The organism is Tolypothrix tenuis PCC 7101, assembly GCF_963874875.1.
GTDB classification, from domain to species: domain Bacteria; phylum Cyanobacteriota; class Cyanobacteriia; order Cyanobacteriales; family Nostocaceae; genus Aulosira; species Aulosira tenue.
The window spans coordinates 1,460,856-1,484,063 of record NZ_CAWNJS010000001.1; the positions used below are offsets into that span (position 1 = coordinate 1,460,856).

At 42.5% G+C, this 23,208-nt stretch carries 17 protein-coding genes; 8 read left to right on the forward strand and 9 right to left on the reverse strand.

Annotation, left to right across the window (positions count from 1 at the left end; all coding sequences use genetic code 11):
* The first annotated feature begins 245 nt into the window (after positions 1 to 245).
* Positions 246 to 1,067, forward strand: coding sequence for a hypothetical protein (locus tag AACU25_RS05920; RefSeq protein ID WP_096574328.1), 822 nt, complete (start codon positions 246 to 248; stop codon positions 1,065 to 1,067).
* An 81-nt stretch (positions 1,068 to 1,148) separates the two neighbouring features.
* Here AACU25_RS05920 and AACU25_RS05925 read toward each other — a convergent pair whose 3' ends face one another.
* Positions 1,149 to 3,533: a putative PEP-binding protein gene (locus AACU25_RS05925; RefSeq protein ID WP_096574329.1), complete on the reverse strand. Its 2,385-nt coding sequence runs from the start codon at positions 3,531 to 3,533 to the stop codon at positions 1,149 to 1,151.
* 865 nt (positions 3,534 to 4,398) lie between these two features.
* On the opposite strand from AACU25_RS05925, the gene AACU25_RS05930 reads away from it, so the two are divergent.
* Complete coding sequence (locus tag AACU25_RS05930; protein WP_096574330.1) at positions 4,399 to 4,836, forward strand: MgtC/SapB family protein; 438 nt, start codon at positions 4,399 to 4,401, stop codon at positions 4,834 to 4,836.
* Between the two features lie 201 nt (positions 4,837 to 5,037).
* Here the strand turns inward: AACU25_RS05930 and AACU25_RS05935 are convergent, their stop codons facing one another.
* From AACU25_RS05935 to AACU25_RS05945, 3 genes are all read right to left on the reverse strand, one after another.
* Complete coding sequence (locus AACU25_RS05935; protein WP_096574331.1) at positions 5,038 to 5,451, reverse strand: hypothetical protein; 414 nt, start codon at positions 5,449 to 5,451, stop codon at positions 5,038 to 5,040.
* Between the two features lie 280 nt (positions 5,452 to 5,731).
* Positions 5,732 to 6,865: a DNA replication/repair protein RecF gene (recF, locus tag AACU25_RS05940; RefSeq protein WP_096574332.1), complete on the reverse strand. Its 1,134-nt coding sequence runs from the start codon at positions 6,863 to 6,865 to the stop codon at positions 5,732 to 5,734.
* A 204-nt stretch (positions 6,866 to 7,069) separates the two neighbouring features.
* Entirely contained in the window at positions 7,070 to 9,931 is a 2,862-nt protein-coding gene (locus tag AACU25_RS05945; protein ID WP_096574333.1) for a cation-translocating P-type ATPase, read from the reverse strand.
* A gap of 307 nt (positions 9,932 to 10,238) precedes the next feature.
* On the opposite strand from AACU25_RS05945, the gene AACU25_RS05950 reads away from it, so the two are divergent.
* Entirely contained in the window at positions 10,239 to 11,909 is a 1,671-nt protein-coding gene (locus AACU25_RS05950) for a transglutaminase domain-containing protein (protein ID WP_096574334.1), read from the forward strand.
* A gap of 93 nt (positions 11,910 to 12,002) precedes the next feature.
* Here the strand turns inward: AACU25_RS05950 and AACU25_RS05955 are convergent, their stop codons facing one another.
* Positions 12,003 to 12,857 (reverse strand): PD-(D/E)XK nuclease family protein, encoded by an 855-nt coding sequence (locus AACU25_RS05955; protein WP_096574335.1) that lies wholly within the window; start codon positions 12,855 to 12,857, stop codon positions 12,003 to 12,005.
* A gap of 105 nt (positions 12,858 to 12,962) precedes the next feature.
* Between AACU25_RS05955 and AACU25_RS05960 the strand changes: the two genes are divergently transcribed.
* A complete protein-coding gene (locus AACU25_RS05960) occupies positions 12,963 to 14,390 on the forward strand; it encodes a phosphohexomutase domain-containing protein (protein ID WP_096583531.1) in 1,428 nt (475 codons plus the stop codon).
* 84 nt (positions 14,391 to 14,474) lie between these two features.
* Positions 14,475 to 14,750, forward strand: a complete 276-nt coding sequence (locus tag AACU25_RS05965) for a lipopolysaccharide assembly protein LapA domain-containing protein (RefSeq protein WP_096583533.1) — start codon at positions 14,475 to 14,477, stop codon at positions 14,748 to 14,750.
* Positions 14,751 to 14,853: 103 nt separating this feature from the next.
* Here AACU25_RS05965 and AACU25_RS05970 read toward each other — a convergent pair whose 3' ends face one another.
* Entirely contained in the window at positions 14,854 to 15,243 is a 390-nt protein-coding gene (locus AACU25_RS05970) for a hypothetical protein (RefSeq protein ID WP_096574336.1), read from the reverse strand.
* A gap of 2 nt (positions 15,244 to 15,245) precedes the next feature.
* A complete protein-coding gene (locus tag AACU25_RS05975; RefSeq protein ID WP_096574337.1) occupies positions 15,246 to 16,220 on the reverse strand; it encodes a hypothetical protein in 975 nt (324 codons plus the stop codon).
* Positions 16,221 to 16,498: 278 nt separating this feature from the next.
* On the opposite strand from AACU25_RS05975, the gene AACU25_RS05980 reads away from it, so the two are divergent.
* Positions 16,499 to 17,146, forward strand: coding sequence for a Uma2 family endonuclease (locus AACU25_RS05980; RefSeq protein ID WP_096574338.1), 648 nt, complete (start codon positions 16,499 to 16,501; stop codon positions 17,144 to 17,146).
* A gap of 240 nt (positions 17,147 to 17,386) precedes the next feature.
* Here the strand turns inward: AACU25_RS05980 and AACU25_RS05985 are convergent, their stop codons facing one another.
* On the reverse strand, positions 17,387 to 18,019 hold the full coding sequence (locus AACU25_RS05985; protein ID WP_096574339.1) for a hypothetical protein: 633 nt from the start codon (positions 18,017 to 18,019) through the stop codon (positions 17,387 to 17,389).
* 355 nt (positions 18,020 to 18,374) lie between these two features.
* Here AACU25_RS05985 and acs point away from each other — a divergent pair, with 355 nt between their 5' ends.
* Positions 18,375 to 20,345 carry an acetate--CoA ligase gene (gene acs, locus AACU25_RS05990; RefSeq protein ID WP_096574340.1) on the forward strand — a complete coding sequence of 657 codons (1,971 nt, stop codon included), beginning with the start codon at positions 18,375 to 18,377 and terminating at the stop codon, positions 20,343 to 20,345.
* A gap of 84 nt (positions 20,346 to 20,429) precedes the next feature.
* On the opposite strand, the gene aroA is transcribed toward acs, so the two are convergent.
* A complete protein-coding gene (aroA, locus tag AACU25_RS05995) occupies positions 20,430 to 21,779 on the reverse strand; it encodes a 3-phosphoshikimate 1-carboxyvinyltransferase (RefSeq protein WP_096574341.1) in 1,350 nt (449 codons plus the stop codon).
* A gap of 828 nt (positions 21,780 to 22,607) precedes the next feature.
* On the opposite strand from aroA, the gene AACU25_RS06000 reads away from it, so the two are divergent.
* The gene (locus AACU25_RS06000; protein WP_096574342.1) at positions 22,608 to 23,114 is read left to right on the forward strand and encodes a hypothetical protein; all 507 of its coding nucleotides are present in this window, start codon (positions 22,608 to 22,610) and stop codon (positions 23,112 to 23,114) included.
* Positions 23,115 to 23,208: the final 94 nt, after the last annotated feature.

Here is a 23,208-nt window from a genome sequence, read left to right on the forward strand (position 1 = left end):
ATTATGATGGTGTTGTATTAAATCAGTAAGATTTACGCGAGTGTCACATTTTTTCGTTTAGGCTGTCCAGGGTCAAGAGTCAAAAGTCCAAAAAACTTGAATTTTTGAACGCCAGTCGCCTCAAGTCGGGAAACCCGCCCACGGCGCTGGCTCCCCTTGACTTTTGACTCTGGACTCTTACACCAGAAGATGGGTGTACCAAGTGCATAAGTCCTAATACAGTCTTAATAGATACAACACCATCAATGAGTGCTATTCGTAGCTTTATTAGTCAATCTTTAGTTGGTTTAGCTTTTTTAAGTGCTTCATCTGTATTGTTGCAAAGCGCTACAGCAGAAAGTATCAGTGGCAAATCTGGTAATGTTCAGGCACAAATTACCTACGAAAAACCACAGGAATATCAGTATAAAAATGTGCGGTTACAAATTAGCCGCTCGGGTCAAACTGTTTTGGATAAAAAGCTACCCCAAGAAAGTGAATATGACAGACCTATAGGGGACTTACTGGAAGGACAAGAAAAGAATATTCCAGTCCTAGATTTAGATGGCAATAAAGAACCAGAAGTAATTGCCGATTTCTTTACAGGCGGCGCACATTGCTGTACTTATTCGTTAATTTACCGTTACGACAGCAAAGCCAAGCAGTACAAAAAAATTCGTCATGAATGGGGTAATGGTGGTTATCGACTCAAGGATTTAGATAATGATGGATTACCAGAGTTTGATAGCCGAGACGATCGCTTTGCTTATGCTTTCAGTTCCTATGCTGCTTCTGGCTACCCCCTACAAATTTGGCAGTATCGCCAAGGCAAAATGGTGAATGTTACGCGCCGCTATCCCAAGCTGATTGCCAGTAATGCGGCAGAACTCTGGAAAACCTACAACGAAATCCGCCAGCAAGGTGAAGACGGTAAAGGCTTCCTCGCCGCTTATTTAGCAGACAAATATATGCTTGGTCAAGGACAACAAGGCTGGCAACAAGTACAGCAAGCTTACAAAAAAAGCGATCGCACCGAATTTTTCACAGAATTACGCAAGTTTCTACGTGAGACGGGGTATATAAAATAGGGCATGGGGCATTGGGCATTGGGGATGGGGTAATGGGTAATGGGAATTCTTCCTCTGCTCCCTGCCCCCTGCCCCTCTGCCTCACCCCCTCAACTGCCGGCGTGCGGCTTCTAAAATCAGGCGGTGTTCTGCACGGGCGATCGCGTCGTAGGTGCGACTTACTGCTTCTGGTTCTACGGAAATGGCTGTGATGCCCCATCGCACTAGATGATCGATGATTTCTGGATAAGTCACTGGGGCTTGACCGCAGATGGCACAAGGAATTCCGGCATTTTTCGACATTTCTATGAGTTGAGCGATCGCATTCATAACTGCGGGTTGGAGTTCGTTAAATACTCGCGCTAGCTGTTGTTGCTCTCGATCTACTCCTAGCAGTAGTTGGGTTAAGTCATTTGTGCCAATGGAAATCCCATTTACTCCCGCTTTCACATATTCTGGCAGTAAAAATAGTACGCTGGGTACTTCTGCCATCATCCACAATTGAAACTGCGGCTGTTGGGTTAATCCAGCTTGCTCTACTTTGTGGCGACAAAAAGTAAATTCTTCTACACTCCGAACAAAGGGCAACAAAAGGTTAATGTTGCTGTAACCAGCTTTTTGCACTGTTGCTAAAGCATTCAGTTCTAACTCAAAGACTGCGGGATTGAGTAAATAGCTAAATATTCCTCGTTCGCCCAAAACCGATTTTGGTGAAGATTGCTGCTGATTGGGGAAGGAGGGTAATTCGTGCGATCGCCAATCTAAAGAGCGGTAAAATACTGGTCGCGGCGCAAAGCCACGGGCAAATTGCATAATCTGCTCAGTCCAGAGTTCTAATAATTCTGCTTGTCGTCCATCTATGAGCCAACTATTAGGATGTTCGCCTGCTAGGATGTTGAGGATCATCAGTTCTGAGCGTAATAACCCTACTCCATCTACAGGCAAATTTTGCACTTGCTCTATGAGGTTAGGCTGGCTGAGGTTGAGTAATAACTGAGTAGCAATTAGCGGTTTGGCTGACGCAAAACTAGAATCAGGAGATTCCCAAGAATTGGTAGGCGAAGACATGGAAGAATGCAGGTAATTCAGTTCTAAAGCTTCTGCTGAACCCCATCTGGGCTGAACTTCTTCTAGCGCTACATCTGCTTTGATGCGATAAACTTCTGCGCGATCGCCATCTAATATGAGTTTTTCACCGTTCTGTATTAAAGCGGTGACATCTGTAGCACTAACAACTGCAGGGATACCCAATTCCCTCGCAAGGATTGCTGCATGGCTCGTCAAGCCGCCTTGCTCCGTAATAATACCTTTAACTTGTTGCAATAAAGGTAACCAATCAGGTTTGATAGAACGAGCAACTAAAATTGCTCCATGGGGTAGCTTTTCTGGTTGAAAGTGAGAATTGGCAACGACATAGGCAGTTGCAGTTACACGTCCTCTAGCTGCCCCTAATCCTTTGATGATGTGTACATTAGGGATGGCAGATTGAGGAGATTTAACTTGTGTCAGGTAGAGCTTGGTAACGGGATTTTCCTGCAAAATCGTCCATTTCACAGAAAAATGTTTACCGAATTCACCCACAAGTTGACTAGCTAAATCTATCACTTGTGGCAGGTGTTCTTTTGGTAAAGCGTATTGTTTTTGTTGGTTATCTGGCAGTAAATAGGTATTTAAAGCCGTGTCATCTGCGATTAGTACTGAATCTGGTAATGCTTGCCATTCATCTGTACTAGCTGGCTCGTCAACATAATAAGCCAAGATTTTATTACCGAGGTGTTTCTCGAGCAGTTTGCCTGTATCTGGTTGAATATAGTAAACATCTGGCTGAACTTCACCATTAGCGATCGCTACTTCTAATCCACAAGTAGCAGTGATTTCCCACGCAGATGTATTCGCATTAATTGAACCACTGGCAATGGCATTGCGAACTGGCTGTACTAAAATTGCTAAATTAACTTGTTGCAGGTTAATTCCTGCTTGCTGCCAATATAGTAGACTTCTGGCTCGAAATAACTGACTCCAAGTTTGCTTTAATGCTTTAGCGATCGTTTCTTGATCACAGTGACAAAAAATTGACTCCAGCAACCCAGAAATATTACCAACTTGCTTGTTATTATTTGGCACAGTTAGGCTAGGGCGCAAAATTAGATAGCTACTTTCCCATTCTCTTGCAGCTTTGAAAAGCTTATTCATCCATGACGATGGTAAAGTGGCAGCAATAATTTCCTGACGCAAACGCCCTGCTACCTGCTGGAGTTGTCGCCAATTACCAACATCTAGGTGCAAAGAAGAATATGGCAAATCAGCGACTAATGACTCTGAACTATTGAGAGTTTCTAAGAATTCTCGCAAAACTTCTGCCCCAATGACAAAACCCGGTACTACCGGGTAGCCACGCTGCATAATTCTGCTCAAGTAAAACGCTTTGTCACCTACTTTGGCGCGGTCTTGGAGTTTAATTTGGTCAAGCCAGTAGAGTTTGTCCACTCAATTTTTTGTACTCAGTTGTCATTCAATTGCTTGGGTCACCGTAATGACCATTTATACAAACTTAAGCTCTAATCCTCTCTGGTACTTAACGCCAAATTCCTCTGTTTTCTCTGATTCTACGTCTTCTAAATTTTAGAGTAGTTACTCTGCTGGAATTTTTGGTTTTTGCAAAGGCGTAAATGAGAATGGGTAATGTCGTCACCAGGGATGAGTTTGTTGGGGAAATTACGCTGCTTGTGAATCGCTTGTTAACTCACCGATGCGCTTCTAGTTTTTTGTATCTATTTTTAGCACAACTTAATTTTGGAAAATCAGCAGCAAAGCCCGAAAACTTTACTGGAATTAGCTAATGATTGAAAATTAACAATCAAAACACTAATTATTAGTGCTTAAATTGTCCAATATAAGGAATCCATAATTTTTTTAATTCATAATATTTCCGCTCTCCAAAAGTGTTATCTCATTTAATTATTGAGTGTATGGTTAAATTTAGCAATTTGTAGTGCATTGTGCAGATTAAACTAGTTTACATAACTAAATATCGATATAATAAGCTTTAAATTTAGTAATTTTTATCTCTAGGATAAAAATTACTGTGAATTCATATTGCCATAATATGTATCCAGCTTAAGGTAGAAATTTGCCAATAAATTAGCCGAAATTAGGAATTTATTGCAAAAAGAGTCCAGAATAAAAACGTTAATAAGTGCAAAACTTTCAGATAGGTCTAGAATATCTTCTCAATCTACATGAGAAAATATGGACAAGAATGATAAACAATTAGCAATTTTTATCCTTCACATTTATTGCTCAACGCTGAACTTAGCTCAGTATTATTAAACACTTATCATATTGATACTTAATGACCAACGATTGGCTAAATATTATCTTTAGGTTGTGTATTGCATTGGTGAGTGGGGCGATTATTGGCTGGGAACGCCAACTGCGACACAAACCAGCAGGTTTAAGAACTCATATGTTAGTCAGTCTTGGTTCTGCTTTGTTTACCCTCATACCTTTGCATACAGTTGGGTTGCAAGCTAACGCTGATGCACTTAGTCGCGTGATTCAAGGTATTGCTGCGGGGATAGGATTTCTGGGTGCTGGTGAGATTTTGCGTGAATCTTCCAACGATTCGCAGCGTCCGGAAATTCATGGGCTAACATCAGCTGCGGCTGTTTGGGTGTCAGCAGCGTTAGGAATTGCTGCGGGATGTAATTTGTGGCAATTAAGTTTAATTGGCGCTTTCCTCACTTTTTTAGTTCTCAATATTTTTAAAAAATTAGAAAAATGGAATTAAAAGATGATCTATAAGGTAGGGTGTGTTAGGCGCTGATTTCCAATATGATTGTCACAAAATAACTATCCTAGCGACTAACGCACCGCCTCATAGATGGTGCCCTGCGGCTAAATTTCAATGTCTCTAGACCCCAAAACCTTTCATAGCCGTAACACACCCTACATATAGTTGATAAATTGAAATCAAGAATAAAGACTTTATCTAATTGAATAATTTCAGAGTCTTAGCAAAGATAGGTTCTTCCATCCTAGTTTGGAGAATCAATTTTACTGAAGTAATTAAATCTAAATTAGGCTGTATATCATTCTCAATTGTTTTACTAGCTGCATAAAAGCTAACATCGTTGCAATTGAGTTCATTAGTGGTACCAGTTTGTAATTGCCCTTTTTGATAGTCCCAAGAAACTGATTTACCTCGTAAAGTAAATTGAAACCATAATATTTCCTCATCTTTTAATTCAAAGAAAACATCTAAATAAGGTTCCTCTCCTTGGAACCACATTCTTGTTATTCCTGGTTGTTGACATTTTTTGAGTAGCTTTGGCTCAATTTCTCGCAAAGATGCGCCTAGTGCAACAATCTCGTCTTTATTTAATAAATAATTTTTTTGCAGCATATCTAAAACTTAATGTAAGATCATCACGTTATTATTTGCTTAAATAAAAGGCTATAAAATAGTTGATAAACGCAACTCCAATTTAATTGCAGTCATGCTAAAAGGCTGGATAAAAATTTATGGAAAAGCAAATACTTTATCAATAAAAATTATTTAGTAAAAATTTTTATTGATAGCTGAAATAATATTAAGCAAAATTTGTCATTTTGCTATAAAACACCTTAATCTTTATTCTGTCGGTTGTGGAGACTAGTGAAGTTTCACACTTTATTATGTTGGCTTAGTCAAGCGGATTTGGCAATGATATTTCTCCGGCTTTTACCAAGAGAATTTGCGAGGAATTCAACCACTGTGAGTCAAAAGAACCAAGATGAGTTGTGGTGATTATCGTTTGAAATCGGTCTTGAATTGTATCAAGTAACTGATTTTGGCGATATAAGTCTAGCTCTGCTAAAACATCATCCAGCAATAGCAATGGTGGTTCGCCAACAACTTCTTCAATTAATTGCAATTCGGCTAATTTCAACGCGAGTACTAGGGTGCGCTGCTGACCTTGAGAACCGTACTGACGCGCTGGCGTTTGGTTAATGATTAATTCTACTTCGTCACGATGAGGGCCTACTAGGGTAGTGCCTTGGCGCAATTCTGCGATCGCTCGCTGCTGAATTTTCTCTAAAAAAGCTTGTTGTACTTCTTGGGGATAATTTTCTCCCAAGGGAACGTTGGGTGCATATTTAATTTGCAATTCTTCCGTACTACCACTGATGCTAGCGTGCCAATTAGTTGCAATTGGTGCTAGCCGTTGTAGCGCTCGCTCACGCCTTCTAATAACGCGTGTACCGTTGGTAGCTAACTGAGCATCCCATACAGCTAATTGTTCTGATTGCTGGCTACTGAGTGCTGAATCTTGAGTTTGTTTTAAAAATGCATTGCGTTGTCGCAAAACCTGATTGTATTGCTGCAAAATGTGAGCATATACAGGTTCGAGTTGAATTAATAAAGTATCTAGCCAGCTACGACGACCTTCCGGGCCACCACGTACCAAGTCTAAATCTAAGCTAGAAAACTCTACAGCATTCAAAACACCAAGAAAATCCATTTGGCGACGCACAATTTCACTATTGAGCGCCACTGTACGCCGTCCATTGCGGCGGAGAGTTAAAGTCAAGTCACTAATACTAGATTTGCGCTCTAGGGAAGCATTAATTTGGGCGATCGCTTCTCCTTCTTGAACTAAATCGCGATCGCGGGCCATACGATGCGATCGCAATGTGGCTAATAACTCCACCGCTTCCAACAGATTCGACTTTCCCTGAGCATTATTACCTACCAAAATTGTTTTGGCAGCCGTAAACTCAACCTTTTGGTCTTGGTAATTACGAAATTGTCTCAGGTGAATCGATTTGAGAAACATAGCAAAGAGATGAGAGAGCAGGGGAGGGGGGGAAGCAGAGGGAGCAGAGGGAGCAGAGGGAGCAGAGGGAGCATTTTCTCTTCCATCCCTTGTCCTACCTCCCTTGTTATTTCCTCCTCATTCTCATCTCCCTCATATTTCATCTTCTGGGTTACAGCATTAATCCAAAATTCAGCATTTTGAATTTTGAATTTTGAATTGTTATTAAACGGTCTTTTTACCCATTAAGCGGAAGAATATCTTCTCCAATTCCACCCATACAAACATTAAGGCACTAAAGCCAATACAAATAGCTAACTCCTGTGGTGGTAACCAGTGGGTACCAAAGAAATCTCGTAGGGGTGGAACGTAAACTAGCATCAACTGCAAAATTGTTGTCACAACCACAGCACCCAAAACAAACGGATTCGAGAAGGGATTCATTTCTATGGTGAGTTGGTTATTCGAGCGGATAGCTATAGCATGACCCATTTGGGCAATACACAAGGAAGTAAATACCATTGTCTTCCACCGTTCTGGGTCGAGTCCTGGCCCCGTTACGGCTTTGGAATGGAAATATGCCCATTCCATGAGAATAATCGTGATGATCGCAAAGATAATCCCGATGCGAACCATATAAGAACCCAATCCCCTAGCAAAGATACTTTCTCGGGGGCTAAAGGGTGGACGCTTCATCACGTCTGGTTCTGGGGGTTCTACCGCTAAGGCTAAGGCTGGTAAACCATCTGTCACGAGGTTCATCCAGAGAATTTGTAAGGGAGTCAGAGGAACACCGCCCAGCCCTAAAATTGGTGCAGCGGCGATTGTTAGCACTTCACCGATGTTACTGCCCAGAATGTATTTAATAAAGCGGCGGATGTTGGTGTAAACTACCCTACCTTCCTTCGTAGCAGAAACGATGGTGGCAAAGTTGTCATCTAGCAGCACCATGTCGCTAGCTTCTTTACTGACATCTGTGCCGGTAATGCCCATCGCAATCCCGATATCGGCTTGCTTCAAGGCGGGAGCATCATTAACACCATCTCCTGTCATCGCCACAAATCTACCACGGCGTTGCAGAGCTTTGACAATTCGCAGTTTGTGTTCTGGGGAAACTCGGGCATAAATACTGACTAAATCGACATTTTGCTCCAATTCCTCATCACTCATGCGCTGTAATTCTTGCCCTGTGAGTACACGAGAGCCTTCCTCGGCTATGCCTAAATCAGCCGCGATCGCTCTGGCTGTTAATTGGTGGTCGCCAGTAATCATCACTGGACGAATCCCAGCTTCCCGACATTCTTGCACGGCGGCTCTCACTTCTGGGCGTGGTGCATCTAGCATCCCCACTAACCCCAGCCACACTAAATCTTGTTCTGAGGCTTCATCGGCACCTTCTGGGGGGATTTCTGCCCAAGGTTTATAAGCGAAACCCAGTACCCGCAACCCCTTACTGGCCATTTGATCGTTTTCCGCCAGAACTTTTTGGCGTTGTTCTTCTGTTAAGGGGGCTGAGTGTCTACCCAGATAAATTTGACTGCAACGCGCCAAAATCAACTCTGGGGAACCTTTGGTAAACATTAAATAATTTTCCGATTGCAGGAAACCTGCGATCGCCGGGTCAATTCCTGTTCCCGAAGCATCCCCGGTTGCAACCTCCTGTACCTGAGCAATCACGCTCATACGCTTACGTTCTGAGGAAAAAGGAAATTCCGCTACACGAGGTAATTTACTTTCCCATTGGTCTTTTTCAATACCTGCTTTCCCCGCCAAGGTCATTAATGCGCCTTCGGTGGGGTCGCCCAAAATCGCCCATTCCCCTTTTTCTTTTTGCAGTACGGAATCGTTACAAACAGCACAAGCAACTAGTAAAGCGGAGATTTCGGGGTACTCATCTGCAGAAATTTTTTGTCCGTTTAATTGAAAATCTCCGGTGGGGGCGTAACCTTCGCCTGTAACCCTAAAAGTAGAATTATTTGTATAAACTGATTGCACCACCATTTTGTTCTGAGTCAGCGTACCGGTTTTATCAGAACAAATTGTGGTGACTGAACCTAAGGTTTCCACTGCTGGAAGTTTACGAATCAAGGCATTTTGCTTGACCATCCGCTGGGTTCCCAATGCCAAGGTAACGGTGATTACGGCTGGTAAACCTTCCGGTACTACAGCCACCGCCATACTCAAAGAAACTTCTAAAAGTTCTTGTAAGTTGCTAAAACCTCTGGCCTGGATGATACCGCCAATGACAACAATCGCCACCAAAATTAAAGAACCGCTGACTAGGACATTACCTAGTTGCGTCATCCGCTGTTGCAGAGGCGTTGGTTCACTTTCCACGGACTGTAACAAAGTAGCAATTTTGCCTAACTCTGTTTTCATCCCAGTACTAGTAACTAGAACCTTGCCTCGTCCTTGGACAACCTCGGTTCCTTGATAGACAACATTAATGCGATCGCCTAATCCTGTGTCTTCAGGTAATTGTAATGTGGCTTGTTTATTAACAGCTTCGGCTTCACCTGTGAGCGCCGATTCTCGCACTTGTAAATTAGATTGTTCAATTAAGCGTCCATCTGCGGCTATCTGTACCCCAGCTTCCAGCAGCATCACATCCCCAGGAACGATTTCCTTAGCGGCGACATCCAATAGTTTGCGATCGCGGATGACTCGCACTAAGGGAGAGGAGAGTTTTTTCAAGGCTGCGAGGGCTTTTTCGGCACGGCTTTCTTGCACATAGCCCAAAATCCCATTGAGGATGACAATCGCCATAATCGCGATCGTATCCTTGAATGGCACTTCCCCGGGTTTGAGGTTACCTCCTTGCCAAGCCACGAGGTCTAAAACCCCAGAAATGATAGCTACAGCAATCAGCATCAACAACATAATGTTCTTGAACTGATCCAGCAGAATCTCCCAAGCGCTACGGCCGCCATGTTCTTCTAGTTCATTGGGGCCATATTTGTGCAACCGTTGTTCCACTTCTTGGGGTGTCAAGCCACTGTCTGCATTACTATCAAGCAGTTCGAGCGCTTTTTCAACTTCTAAACTATGCCAAACGGCGGCACTTTCAGGCAGAGAATTAGCAGACATCACTTAAGTTACAGGAAAAGGTTACAAAATTCGATCATAATTTAGTGATGGTCAGAAAACCATCCACTAAAGTTACATAAAGGCTCTCGCCAGTTTGTATCAGTTCAGTTTAGATGTGATTCCTGACATTTGTCATCTGAAGGATTAATCCTTCATGAGTATTTTTATGTGTTATTTCCTAGGTCAGAGTTTTTTTGGAACACATTGCACTGATAATTGTAAGCAGCACCACTCTGAAAACTTGGTCACATTGGATGTACCACAATTTATTCTAGGCGTGCTAAACGGTTAAATGAATATGCTTAATATGAGTTTTGCACTCCCCAGTATGACCGTTAGCCAGATGTTTGGTCAAAGAACGATTCGACCGCTAACTGCTGCCGCACTAGGTGGCATTGCTTTTATTCAAGATAGACTGATCGCTATTGATACGATTAAGGGACATCTACTGGAGATTGACCCAATATCTGACAACAGTAAAATACTGAATCCTCATCAAGTTAAGGAATTTACTGATGTCACAGGTATAGCAGTCTGGGAAGATACCCTGTGGGTAACTCGTGGTAACACTGTTTATCGCTGCCAAATGAATGCTTTAGGATTAGAGCATTTTGTGACATTGCCTTATCCGGCTGAGGGTATTGCTGTTTGGGAATCCACGGTCTACATTAGTTGCCAAAAGTTAGGCTATATCTTGATTTATGAATCGGATGGCCGCAAAGAAATTACTAGGTTTTATGCCCCAGGCGTAGGACAAGAGAATTTAACTGTCAGTCAAGATACTCTGTGGGTGAGTGATCGCACCGAGCAAACAGTTTATTCTATGGATCGGGCGACAGGGGAAATTCAATTTAGCGTCCTTACGCCCTTTGACTCGCCTACAGGTATCGCGGTACATAAAGATAGCGAAACAGGCAAAGAAAGTCTTTATGTCGCCTACGCCTCAGAGGAGCCTTATATCCGGGATAATCCCAATGCCGATCCAAATCACGAATTAACATACCGCGATCGCACTTTTATTCATCCCCTCTATTATCATTACGAGCCAGAGAAACGTTACGCCCTCTCTAATGGCTACCTGATTGAAATGTCCTACGCTGAGGAAATTGCCCCCTTAGAAGAGGTCTATTTAACAGACTTAGAATGGCGGATTGCTTTACCTTCAGAAACTGAACGCCAAAAAGTCAAACAAGTCGAACCGATTGGGCTACCCTTTACAGAAGAAGTTATTGATGGGCAAAGAATAGCAGTATTTAAATTTGATACTCTTACTCCTGGGGAACGCCATATCTTTGGCTGGAAAGCTACTTTAGAAGTGCGCGGCATTAAGTATCGCATTACACCCAAAGATGTGGAAGATATTCCCCCAGTTACTCCAGAATTTGCTAGCCGCTATCTGGTAGATGACGATGAGTTAGCAATGGAGACTAGCATTGTCCGCAGGGCTGCACGCGATGCAGTTGGTTCGGAAACCAATCTGCTCAGGAAAATGTACAGTATCCGTAATTATGTTTACGATGAATTGTCATATGGTATTAAACCATACATTGATACGCCAGATGTGGTTTTAGAACGGGGTGTAGGTTCCTGTGGTGAATATGTAGGCGTATTATTGGCTTTATGCCGTTTGAATGGTATTCCATGCCGCACAGTCGGTAGATACAAATGTCCACCCAACGGAGAATTGCAAGGCATACCCCTGCAACCAGACTTTAACCATGTGTGGTTAGAATTCTACATTCCCAATTTCGGTTGGTTGCCGATGGAATCTAACCCTGATGATATCGGTAATGCAGGCCCCTATCCCACCCGCTTTTTCATGGGCTTATGCTGGTATCACATTGAAATTGGCAAGGGAGTTTCTTTTGAAACCATCAGCAGTCAAGGTGTACGTCTCACCAAAGAAGATATCCCCCTTGGCGACCTAGCAATTAATCACATCCGGTTTACAATTCTTAAAGAATTACCACCTTTCTAAACCTTGTAGAGACGCGATTCATCGCGTCTCTCATCACAAAACAAACGTAATTTATTCCTCTTGTCTATTTTTCCCCCAGTCCCCAATCCCCAATCACCCATTCACCCTTAAAATCGGCATAGATTGAGACTTTAACTTAGGATTATCTGCAAAATCACAGATAGAACGAAATGGACAATATCGACAGTGAGAACCAGGATTAGGGGGAAAAATTTTGCTGAAATCTTGGGTTTGTTGGTGATATTTTTGTAAATCTTGCTGATGCTTGCGGGCAATATGTGCCAATTCAAATTCTAAGGAGAGTAATTCTTGATGGGTGATGTGAATTAAGTCAGATTTTTTACAAAGCTCTAAATTATAAAATGAGGCAACAGCTTCTTGTTCAGGGTAAAGATAACGCGCAGCCAGGAGATAAACTAAAGCTTGTCGCTGGTCAAAAGCAGCTTTGCCAGTTTTAAAATCTAAAATATGTAAAGTGCGATCGCTATCAATAAACACACAATCCATCGCAGCATATAACCGGAAGCAATAATCATCTTGGTCAATTAAAATCGGTTTAGGAAAACCTTCGTCGCCCGGTGTTAATTGGATGATGCGTTTATTCAACAGCAACGGCTCATTGTGATATTTTGTCAAAATTTGCAGCACCCGCTGTTGCACTTCTTCCGAGGAATGGCTTAATTTCAGTAACTGAGCAACTTTTTCCACACCATCTGTTTGGCTTAATAGATGTCGATGATGATGAAATTCATAAACGCCTTTTTGGGCTAGTATGCCAATCCTTTGGGGTGCAGTCGCCGTGGCTAACAGCGCTTTTACTTTCGGTTCATGCTGACGTGCTTTAACAAATCCTCGTCTCATCTGGCAATGCCAACGTTCTTGTCCCGTAGCTGGGGCAACTAAAGACCAAAGGTGGTAACTGGCAAAAGGGCGATCGGGGATTGACATTGCAAACAAGCAGTGAGAAAAATAACGATGGGGATAGTTGCGGCTACACAAGCTTTGCGCGAAGCTTCCCATAGTACAGAAGTTACAAGGGAAACTGTGGCAAACATGAGTGCTAGTAGCAAATCCAGCAAAATTCAATTTGGCACCGATGGTTGGCGAGGAATTATTGCTGATGACTTTACTTTTCCCAATGTGAGGAAAGTCACAAGAGCGATCGCTAGCTATCTGGAAACGGCCTATAGCAAAAATAGACCAGTTCTTGTTGCCTACGATACTCGATTTTTAGCTGACCAGTTTGCCCAGACAGCCGCCCAAGTCTTAGCTGAATTGGGTTGGAAGGTAAAAGTAACAAATCGGGATTGCCCCACACCAGTCATTGCCTACAACGCCCGTCACCTAAATTCGGCGGGGGCGTTGATGTTTACTGCTAGCCATAATCCTGCACCATACTGTGGGATAAAATATATCCCAGATTATGCTGGCCCAGCCACTCCAGAGATTACTGATACTATTGTGGCAAATATAAAAAGTGCATCAGATGCACCGGCTAGTAGTAATCCATCGGATTCTATTTCTATTTTCGATCCGAAACCTAATTATCTGCAATTTCTCTACACCTTAATTGATATAGAAAAAATCAAAAGTGCCCAGTTAAAGGTAAAATACGATGCTTTGTATTCTACCTCTCGGGGTTACTTAGATGAAGTTTTGCAACAAAGTGGTGTAGAGTTAGAAACTTTCCACACTTGGCGGGATGTGCTGTTTGGTGGTGGAATGCCAGAACCGAAAGGCGAACAATTAGGTGAATTGGTAGCAGCAGTACGCGCCGATCAAGCCGATTTGGGTTTAGCAACTGATGGCGATAGCGATCGCTTTGGGATTGTGGATGAACAAGGTAATGTTCTCACTCCTAACACTGTGCTGCTAGTTTTAGCCAGTCATTTAATCAAAAATAAAGGTAAAAGCGGTGCTATTGTCCGCACTGTCGCCACAACTCATTTATTGGATAATTTCGCAGCTAAACATGGGCTACCAATTTATGAAACTCCAGTAGGCTTTAAATATATTGGGGAAAAAATGCGGGAAACCACCGTATTAATTGGTGGTGAAGAATCTGGTGGTTTAAGCATTATCGGGCATATTCCCGAAAAAGATGGCATTTTAGCCAATATGCTAGTCGCAGAAGCGATCGCCTATGAAGGTAAGCCCCTCAGTCAGTTAGTTCAAGAAGCGATCGCCGCAGCTGACGGCCCGTTGTACAATCATCGCTTAGACTTACACCTTACCGAGTCTCACAAAACTGCTGTCATCGATTCCTTTACCAAAAATCCCCCCACAGAGGTAGCAGGATTTAAAGTTAAAGAAGTTGGTCGTAAAGACGGAATTAAGCTGTATTTAGAAGCAGGTAGCTGGATATTACTGCGTCCCTCCGGTACAGAACCACTGGTGCGCGTTTATTTAGAAACCAACTCACCAGAAAAAGTGACTCAAATCGCCCAAGCTATGGAAAGTGCGATCGCTAAACTAGAATAAGAGTTTCAAGCGCTTTAAACACAGAGGAATGTTGATGATTATCTGTGCTTGTCTGTGTTTAGCTTTGGTTTTATTGAATTTGTTATGAAAAGTATTGCTAATTTGCTGATATCTGTAGTTATAGCTGTATGGGTAATGGCGATCGCTATTCTCTCAGTGCAAAACGCTACTTTAGTATCTTTAAAGTTTTTGAGTTTCCGATCCATTCAAATCCCAGTTGGTTTGGTGCTGGCTTTTTGTGTTTGTATCGGCTTAGTTGGAATAGCTGTGCTGCAACCTTTGTGGGGGCTGGCTGAGGGGCGCGGTAATTCTCGGTTAGATGAGGATGCTGAATTTTTTGTTGATGATGAAGATTTTTAGCGCATAAAAAAGCCCTCAGACCAGAAGCCTGGGGCTATCAAAACAAAGCCTGCCGAACCATGCTATTAAAGTTTTTAGAAAGAGCGATCGCACTGCTATAAAATCAAAATGTCCATTCGTGGTTGGGATCATTCAAAGCAGCACGAACATTAGTTAAGTTGGCAAGGTCTTTGAATGGGCTTGATTTAGCGATTTCTGTGATTGTATTTAAGGTAAGCGCTAGTTGTTCGTTATTTCCGGATGCGATCGCACTATCAACCACAGCAAATAAAGCTCGAAAGTTTTCAGCACGTTCATCAAAAGAGCGATCAAGATAAGCCATCAGCAAGTCACGCTGGGCGTTAATCTTGGTGATTGATGCTTTTTCCCAAGCATCAATCTTATGTCGTTTAGTTTTTTCTTGTTGAGCAACTATTTTGTACTCAGCGTAAGCCGAAACAATTTGCTGTATACATTCAACAGGATTTAAAAGTGCAATTTTTTGTAATGACACTTCTAATTATCTCCGAGATTACGATACTTACATTGGATAGTCGCAGTAGTAGGATTAAGCTGGCCTTCAGCGTCCAAAATAGGAGTTTTCATAATTTCTGCTAGTGCTTTAATTAGAAGTGCTACTTTTTGAAATTTGCCAGCATCGCGGTTACGATCAAACGGAAGAGACTCTAGAGCGTTGAGACTAAGAATTGCATGATAATTCAAATTTTCCACTAACCTACTTAACTCAATAATTCGCCGTCTAACCTGTGGCAAAAAATCTCTAACAATTTCGATTTTTGCAATTTCAGTGTTAATCTTGGCTTCATATTCTCGTGCTTTTGTCAAAGCCTCCTCTCCTTTACCAGCTAGCATAAATCCACCTACAGCCAAAGCTGGGCCAAGTGCAACACCCCCAAGTACAGCACCACCAACTGCCATTCCGCCGCCTCCAAGAAAAGATACTGTACCTTGTAAAGCTGCAACACCACTAAGTTGGGAAATAGCGACTTGGGTACTAAACAATCCAAATAATTGGGGAACGGCAACTGTTCCAAAAGAGTAGGCTAAACCAACTGCACCAGCACCAGCTGTTGCTCCGGCCCCAGCGGCTGAAGCAAATCCCTTATATATTTCTTCAGCTTCAACAGCAGTAATCCTATACTCTTGAATTTGTTGAATTGAAATCTCCTTTATTCCAGCTAAAAACTGCCTATCATTTTGAGAGCCTCGCTGGCCAATTCGCTCAATAAAAGCAACAAATCTCCCAATTGTTTGCACTTTAACATCTATTTGGAGTTCCCCATATTCTTCTGCTGTCTTGTTTGTATTCTCCCAAACGATTTTTAACTGTCTGATGTGACTCTCATATAGTTTTTGAGCCTTTTCCCCAATTTCCTTTGCCTGATTCATATTGCCAATACCTTCAGCACCTTTTACTGCTCCTATAGCTCCAGTAGCCAAAGCAGCAGCACCCAAGATAATTGGAATCATTTAATACTCCTGAAATTTGCTTTTAACAATGTTCATCCAGAAATTTGGCAGGCTAACTATAAATAGCTCTATAAATAGATTTCCCTTAATTAACAGCTATTAACTGTTTAAAAATCCTATAAGTGTAAAGTTTAGGTAAAATTTTTATAAGATTATTCTGGAGATGCAAATATGCATAATTTTATTCAAGGTAAGCGAGGAGCAATCGAGCCTACACCACCAAGCAAAACTTGCATTACAATTCGCCTAGATGATGAACTCAAACAAAGGTAAAAAGTATGACAAAATCTCTACAAAAGTTATTTACATTTGATGAATTTTTAGAATTTCTAGAAACACAATCAGAAAACATTCGTTATGAGTTGTACGATGGAGAGATTGTTAAAATGCCACAACCACTGGGAACACATGAACAAATAATAATGTTTTTAGCAAGGATGCTTTTGTTAAAAATAGTAGAACTTAAACTTCTTTATGATATAAGTAGTAAAAATGTTCTCGTGAAGCCAGAGAATAAACAATCAGGTTACTATCCAGATATTCTTATACTAAACCTTCCTAACTTAAAAAATGAACCTTTATGGAAACAAGTATCGACTGTTAGTAACCCAGATTCAATTCCCCTAGTAATTGAAGTAACTAGTACTAACTGGAGAGATGATTATCATAAAAAGTTTGCTGATTATGTTCGCGTAGCGTCTCGAAGAGAAGAAATGGGTATTCAAGAATATTGGATTGTTGATTATGCTGCTTTGGGTAGTAAGGAATTGATCGGTGATCCCAAACGACCAACAATCATAATTTACTCTTTAAGTGATGAGGGTGAATATCGTGGTAAGCAATTTAGAGGTGATGACACTTTAATTTCACCAACATTTCCAGATTTAAATCTCACGGCTGCACAGATTTTTTCCGCGAGTTATTGATAGCATCAAAAATCAGCCAATTAACTGGTAAATGCTATTATTGACTACTTATCTAAGAGGTTGTTTGAAAAGTTTTTCCCTGTGATTTTAATTGCACTGTTACCCCCCTTAATCCCCCCTTGTCAAGGGGGGAGACCGGAAAATCCAGTTCCCTCCCCTTTCTAAGGGGAGGGCTAGGGTGGGGTAAAAAATATTTGATACACTACTACAGACTTTTCAAACATCCTCTAAGTTTTATGATTAATTTTCCGTTGTCTGCCAGTTGAGTGGCATACTTTGTCCCATATTCATACATAATTGGTATGTAATGTGTCTGAATATTTCCTCGGCTTCTTGTGGAAGAAATGGAAATAATTCTTCAGTGGCGATCGCAAACCGAATTGGTACTGGTGCATAGCTATAAAAGTCTGGTGCTAATTTGATGAGTTTTTGCTGCACAAAATCGTTAATCCACAACACCAAAGGAAAGGGAAAATTGTGCAGAAAATCATCTCGTAAGCGATTCAAGGAAACTAAAAAATCATCGACATTCTGCAGTGATTCGATGCCAAATACAATGACAGCATTGGGGTGTGGAGAACCAATTGTGGCTGTCATGGTGGAATAAAGGCTATGGGATGAGGCTCGTAGGTTGATGGCTAAAATTTCTAACCCAGAACGCTGCCTTAATTCTGCTAATATTTGTTCTTGTAAACCTGCGTAATTGCAGCGTACTAAAATTAAAGTGAATCGTCCTTGGGCATGGGTAATTGCCCTACTCAGAGTAGTAAGCGATCGCTCATGTTGGACTGTCACATCATCTTGGTGGTTTGGCTTATTCATAACGGCGATGGTTTCGCTGCCCTGAGAACAGGTAGAATCAACCACTGCCATTGTTGACTATGACATTCAAACCCGAACAAACTTATTGATAAAGTTTGGTAGTTCGCTTCGCTACTACCGCTTTGTTTATATACCACTGTTCGTTATCAATTTTTTAAGCCTCTGTAATTTATAATACTCAAGCTTTACTTAACTGCCTAGAGTGAGACTGTTTAAGATCTGTATCAAAAAAGAATTGTTCGTGAAGAAGCAAGCGGATAACAACTTGATGCCTAAAGAATAGTTTGAAATATCAACATTCTTGTGCTGCATCACTAGGGCACTTCAGGAACTTCTTAACGAAAATCAAAATACTTATGAGTAATTGCAGTACAGAATAGTTTTCAGTCGCAATTTCATTACAGATATGTCCCAACCGACCATAGAATCAATCCTACAAGAAAACCGCTTATTTCATCCGAGTGCTGAATTTTCACAAAAAGCGCAAATCAAAAGTCTGGCAGATTATCAAATTCTTTACGATCAGGCTAAAGCCGATCCCGAAAAATTTTGGGCAGACTTGGCAGAAAGTGAGTTGCATTGGTTCCAAAAATGGGACACAGTCTTAGATTGGCAACCACCTTTTGCTAAATGGTTTGTTGGTGGTAAAACTAACATTTCTTATAACTGTCTTGACAGACACCTGACTACTTGGCGTAAAAACAAAGCTGCACTGATTTGGGAAGGTGAACCAGGAGATTCGCGGACTCTTACCTATGCTCAATTACATCGAGAAGTTTGCCAGTTCGCTAATGTACTAAAGCAACTGGGAATCCAAAAAGGCGATCGCGTGGGGATTTATATGCCCATGATTCCAGAGGCGGCGATCGCAATGTTGGCTTGTGCGAGAATTGGCGCACCCCATAGTGTTGTGTTTGGTGGTTTCAGTGCTGAGGCTTTGCGCGATCGCTTAATTGATGCGGAAGCTAAGTTAGTGGTAACGGCTGATGGTGGTTGGCGCAAAGATGCGATCGTTCCCCTCAAGGAACAAGTAGACAAGGCGATCGCCAATAACGCTGTCCCCAATGTGAAAAATGTGCTGGTAGTGCAACGTACAGCACAACAAACTCACATGGAGCCAGGACGTGACCATTGGTGGCATGATTTACAAAAGGGTGTATCAGCCGATTGTCCGGCTGAACCAATGGATAGCGAAGATTTGCTGTTTATTCTCTACACCTCTGGTAGCACTGGCAAACCTAAGGGCGTTGTTCATACCACTGCGGGATACAACTTATATAGCCACATCACCACCAAATGGATCTTTGATTTACAAGATACAGATGTATATTGGTGTACTGCTGATGTCGGTTGGATTACGGGGCATAGTTACATAGTTTATGGGCCGCTTTCCAACGGTGCCACAACTCTGATGTATGAAGGCGCTCCCCGTGCTTCTAATCCTGGCTGTTTCTGGGATGTGATTGAAAAGTACGGTGTCAACATTTTTTATACCGCACCTACAGCCATTCGTGCCTTTATTAAAATGGGCGAACATCATCCTAAATCACGCAACCTCTCTTCCTTGCGCTTGTTGGGAACCGTGGGCGAACCAATTAACCCAGAAGCTTGGATGTGGTATCACAAAGTCATTGGTGGTGAACGCTGCCCAATTGTGGATACCTGGTGGCAAACTGAAACTGGCGGGATTATGATTACAGCCCTACCAGGCGCAATTCCCACTAAACCAGGTTCTGCAACCCTGCCTTTCCCCGGCATTCTTGCAGATATCGTAGATTTGGATGGTAATTCTGTCGGGGACAACCAAGGTGGTTATTTAGCAGTGCGTCACCCCTGGCCGGGAATGATGCGAACAGTTTACGGCGATCCCGATCGCTTCCGCCGCACCTATTGGGAACATATACCACCAAAAGATGGTAAGTATACTTATTTTGCTGGTGACGGGGCGAGAAGAGATGAAGACGGTTACTTCTGGGTAATGGGACGGGTAGATGACGTATTAAACGTATCAGGACACCGCCTCGGCACAATGGAAGTCGAATCAGCCTTAGTTTCCCACCCAGCAGTTGCAGAAGCGGCGGTTGTGGGGAAGCCAGATGAACTTAAAGGTGAAGAAGTCGTGGCTTTTGTGACTCTGGAAGGGACTTTCCAAGCCAGCGATCAGTTGAGTAAAGAACTCAAGCAGCACGTCGTCAAAGAAATTGGTGCGATCGCCCGTCCTGGTGAAATTCGCTTTACTGACGCTTTACCAAAAACGCGATCGGGTAAGATTATGCGGCGCTTACTGCGAAATCTGGCTGCGGGACAAGAAGTATCTGGCGATACTTCAACTTTAGAAGACCGCAGTGTTTTGGATAAGTTGCGCGAAGGGGCTTAAATAAGTCTGGGGACTGGGGACTGGGGACTGGGGACTGGGGAAAAACCTTTAACCTTTTCCCCTTTCCCCCTTAACCTCTCCTACTCAATTAACGATCGCAGTGAGAGTTTGGAAGAAACTTGGATAAGAAATCGCAGCAGCTTCGGCGCGGTGAATGGTGGTTACGCCATTGGCGACTAAGGCGGCGATCGCTAAACTCATGGCGATACGATGATCTGTATGGCTATCGACATCTGTACCAACTAGGGGAGTACCGCCAGTAATTTCCATCCCATCGGGTAGTTCGCTGACCTTAGCTCCCATTTTATTGAGTTGCTGGGCCATGACAGTAATGCGATCGCTTTCTTTTACCCTTAACTCGGCTGCGTCGCGAATAATTGTGGTTCCTTGGGCAAATACGGCTGCTACTGCCAAAATGGGAATTTCATCAATCATTCTGGGAATTATATCCCCAGCGATGGTGCAGCTTTTTAAATTGCTGGAACGTACCCTGATATCGGCTACTGGTTCACCTGCGACTTCGCGCTGATTTTCCAGTTGAATATCTGCTCCCATCAGCTCTAAAGCTTCTAAAATACCTGTGCGGGTGGGATTTACACCCACGTTTTCTACTACTAGTTCTGAACCTGGAACAATTGCGCCAGCTACCAACCAAAAGGCTGCGGAACTAATATCGCCGGGGACAACTACCTTTTGTCCAAACAATTGCGCTGGCCCGGTTACGGTAACACTATTAGTTTCGGGATCAACGCTGAGTTCTGCACCAAACGCCCGTAACATCCTTTCACTATGGTCGCGGGAAAGGGCGGGTTCGGTAACGGTGGTTTTTCCTGCTGTGGCTAAACCAGCGAGGAGGATACAGGATTTAACTTGCGCTGAGGCGATAGGAGAATGATAGTGAATTGGTTTGAGGGCTTGTCCAGCAATTGCTAGGGGTGCTAAAGAATTCCCCTTGCGTCCCCAAATTTGCGCCCCCATTTGTTGCAAAGGTTTAACTACCCGGGACATGGGACGCGATCGCAAGGAATTATCGCCTGTGACCGTAAAAAAACGCCCTGCATGGGATGCTAACAATCCCAACATCAAACGCAACGTTGTACCAGAATTCCCAGCATTTAAAACATCTACTGGTTCTTGCAAATTTCCTAAACCAATACCCTTCACCCGTACTAACTCTGTATTGAGTTCCGAAATTTCCGCCCCCATTGCTTGAAAACAACTAGCAGTGCTGCGGGGGTCTTCACCTAAGAGAAGACCTTGAATTTCCGTTTCACCTTGGGCGATCGCACCCAACATCAAAGCACGGTGGGAAATAGATTTATCACCTGGAATGCGAATACGACCTTGCAAGGATAGCCCAAAAGGAGGTCGTTGAATAACTAACTTATCTGAAAGGTCTTTTTGCTTTTCTAGGGTTATAACAGCAGCCGACATTAGGATACACTGGCTTTTGAATACATTGAAAGTACATGAGCGACTACATATGCCGCTACTGTGAACTTCTTCCCTAGTATCCTATCGTCTTTTGCTTGCTCAAACTTAATCAAATCTTCCAAAATTAGTAAAGTTAGATGTGCAGTTGTAAAAAAGTCTAAATGTATGGGATTTTTGACTTTTGATTTTGCAAAACCTCAATCAGGGACTTCCAACTAAAAAAATATTCCATTGCTGTGTATACAGAGGAAGCTATCCCAATGAAATAAGTTTCACCACCAAGTATGAAAGTCGAGGCGGGCATTTTTACTCAGCAACGCTACTTGCTTTCAGCCGGGAAACCCGTAAGGGCGCAGTGGCTCCTCAGCACTCAGCACTCAGCACTTTCAAGCTAGTCCAAGCATAATTACTCATTTGGGTTGTCAACTCTGAAAAGACAAGGTTAATCTGGAATTTGGACTGCCAAACGTGAAGAAATGAAGAATTTTATTCGCGCATTCACTTGCCATACTAGCTCTTATAAAAGCAAAGAAAATTGTTCTTCTTGTGTTTTAGCGAATAATCCAGCTATATTAATTCCGGAATCTAAAGATTATTTACAAAATATTCCGTAAGTTTACTTTTAAATCACATTTCCGGAGAAAAATCGCAATTTTTGCTTTTTAAATTAGCACCCTAACTGTTTGCATTTTTGTTGATCTGGCTTACCAAATTAGCAGATTCAGTTAATATCTAAGCATGTTTTACTATTAGTTTTTGGCCTGAGACTGATAGAGACCTTGGTGTTGATTTCATTTTGTTCACTAGCTTTTAGCCCTTATCGCTCCCATGCTGACCCATCACCGCAAGCCCGTGTGCTTATCACTCATTTCCACTGACCTGCCAGTTTGGTCTGTTGTGGAAACTGCCGGGACATTGTATCAAAAAGATACTAATCGCTTTCATTTACTATTGACTGCACCGCCTTTAATTACCTGCGAAGTAGCGGGTTCCCTAAATCCTGAAGATAAGCTTCCGCACAAGAGAAACAACGTACCCACCAGTCCCAGAGTTTTGTGGTTAGAGATTTCGCCTTACCGAGTCATCATGACCATGCAAGGTAACGCCGAAGTCAGTTATCGCCATTTCTGGGAACAGGGTGTTTATGGTATTAGTCGCTATTGGTTGCCAACTGAGACATGGCAAACCAATGAGCCAATTCGCCTCCGTAACTTTACCAATGTTATGGCGCTTACTGGTCATCCATTGCCAGAGCATTTACGGATAGAATACGAATTATGGGCAGACAAAGTCCAGTTAGGGCGCTACATCCTCAATTTGGAAATTAAGCACTAATCGCTAATTCTCACTCTGACAGTTTGAGATCAATCGAACCACATTTCCTGACTCATTTTTCGACTTTGGATGAAAATCTAAGTATTTATGGTGC